The organism is Actinosynnema sp., from assembly GCF_052038725.1.
Genome location: NZ_JBQGCX010001513.1, coordinates 1 through 2,181, shown reverse-complemented (window position 1 = coordinate 2,181; position 2,181 = coordinate 1). Strand labels below are relative to the sequence as shown.

At 74.9% G+C, this 2,181-nt stretch carries 2 protein-coding genes and 1 riboswitch; both genes read right to left on the bottom strand.

The features are described from left to right. Window positions 1–856 (bottom strand): ATP-binding protein (locus ACTUAL_RS31845; protein WP_440902821.1); only part of this gene is annotated, 856 nt, incomplete at its 3' end. A 58-nt stretch (window positions 857–914) separates the two neighbouring features. Next, window positions 915–984, bottom strand: a riboswitch (cobalamin riboswitch). A 145-nt stretch (window positions 985–1,129) separates the two neighbouring features. Then, window positions 1,130–2,023, bottom strand: coding sequence for an oxidoreductase (locus ACTUAL_RS31840; protein WP_440902820.1), 894 nt, complete (start codon window positions 2,021–2,023; stop codon window positions 1,130–1,132). Between the last annotated feature and the right edge of the window lie 158 nt (window positions 2,024–2,181).

Genomic DNA, 2,181 nt, shown 5'->3' with positions numbered 1-2,181 from the left:
CCACGACCAGGTCGGCGCGCATCCCGGCCACCTCGAACGCCGCGCAGATCCCGGCGATGCGGCGCAGCTCGGCGTCCGGCAGCGCCACGGACGGCAGCGCGGCGCGGGCCTGCGCGATGCGGGCCGCGAGCGCGGCGTCCTCGGCCTCCCAGGCCTTCGCGAACCCGGCGGGGTCGGCCTCGTAGGCCAGGCGGCGGCGGATCACCTCGGCGCGGGTGGGCACGTCGCGGGCCGCCTTGACCGCCACGGTCAGGCCGAACCGGTCGAGCAGCTGCGGGCGCAGCTCGCCCTCCTCCGGGTTCATCGTGCCCACCAGCAGGAACGACGCCGGGTGCGACACCGAGACGCCCTCGCGCTCGACGTGGGCCCGGCCCATGGCCGCCGCGTCGAGCAGCAGGTCGACGAGGTGGTCCTGCAGCAGGTTGACCTCGTCCACGTAGAGCACGCCCCGGTGGGCGGCGGCCAGCAGGCCGGGCTGGTAGGCGCGGACGCCCTCGGTGAGGGCGCGCTCCAGGTCCAGCGAGCCGATCAGCCGGTCCTCGGTGGCGCCGACCGGCAGCTCGACCAGGCGGGCCGGGCGGTGCTCGGCGGCGGGGTCGGTCCCAGGGGCGCCTGCGGGGTGCGGGCCGTCCGGGCAGTCGGCGTCCACGCCGGGCTCGCAGCCGAAGCGGCAGCCGGGGACGACGGCGAGGTCGGGCAGCAGCGCGGCGAGCGCGCGCACCACCGTCGACTTGGCCGTGCCCTTCTCGCCCCGCACCAGCACCCCGCCCACACCGGGGTGCACGGCGTTCAGGAGCAGTGCCAAGCGGAGGTCGTCGTGCCCTACGACGGCGGAAAAGGGGAAGCGCGCGCCCATGCGGCGGTGTCCTTCCTCGGGTGTCCACGCCCGTGTCCGGTCCAAGCGATCGGGGGTCGAGTTCCTGACTCCCGGTTCTGACGCCGGTCACAGTGGCGGGACCGCGCCGGATTCGCACCGGCTTCCTCGCGCACCCCTCGCTACAGCCTGGGCATCGTCGCATCCCGCACGGGCTGGGCCAAGCGCGCGGACCGCGGTGTGGGTGATCTCGCAGCGCGTGGCCGCCGCTCCCCCGCGGCCACGCGCCCCCGGCGGCTAGGCGGACGTGAGCGGCTAGGCGGACGTGAGCGGCAGCGGGAAGGTCACGCCGGTCAGCTCCTCGGAGACGGTCCACAGCCTGCGGGCCAGTTCCGCGTCCTGCGCCGCCCTGGACCGGCCGACCAGCTTCGGCGCGCCCTTGCCCAGCGCCCCGCTCGGCCCGGAGAACGCGTTGCCGGGGACGGTGGCGAGCGCCGCGTGCAGGGTCGCCTGCGCGCCGCCCTCGTCGGTCTGGCCGACCGCCCGCACACCGGCGTTGACGAGCCGGTTCAGCGGGTTGTCCCCGCCCTGCGCGCGGAACAGGTTGGTCGCGGCGAGGCCGGGGTGGGCGCTGGTGGCCAGCACCGGGGAGCCGACGGCGGTGAGCCTGCGCTGGAGCTCGGCGCTGAACAGCAGGTTCGCGAGCTTGGACTGGCCGTAGGCGGCCATGGCGCGGTAGGGCTTGCGCTCCCAGTTCAGGTCGACGAAGTCGATCTTCCCGACCCGGTGCGCGCCCGACGACACGGTGACCACGCGCCCGGTGATCCTCGGCAGCAGCAGGTTCGTCAGCGCGAAGTGGCCGAGGTGGTTGGTGCCGAACTGGGACTCGAAGCCGTCGGCGGTGCGGCTGAGCGGCGGGGTCATCAGGCCGGCGTTGTTGATCAGCAGGTCGACCGGGTCGCCGAAGCCGTCGGCGAACGCCCGGACCGAGGCCAGGTCCGCCAGGTCCAACTCGCGGACCTCGGTGCTCCCCGGCATGGTCGAGGCGGCTTCCCTCCCCTTGGCGGGGCTGCGCACGGCGAGCACCACGCGCGCGCCCCTGGCCGCGAGGACGCGGGCGGTGACGCGGCCGATGCCGCTGTTGGCCCCGGTGACGACGGCGGTGCGGCCGGTCAGGTCGGGGAGGTCCGAGGCAGAGAATGTAGTCACAGACAACAATGTAGCCACCGACAACACAATCGGCAACCGGCAGCCCGTTAACCTGGTGCCCGTGACCGCCGACGACCGCCCTTATCACCACGGGAGGCTCCGCGAGGCCCTGCTCGACGCCGCCTGGCGCAGCGTGCGGGAGCACGGCGCGGAGCAGC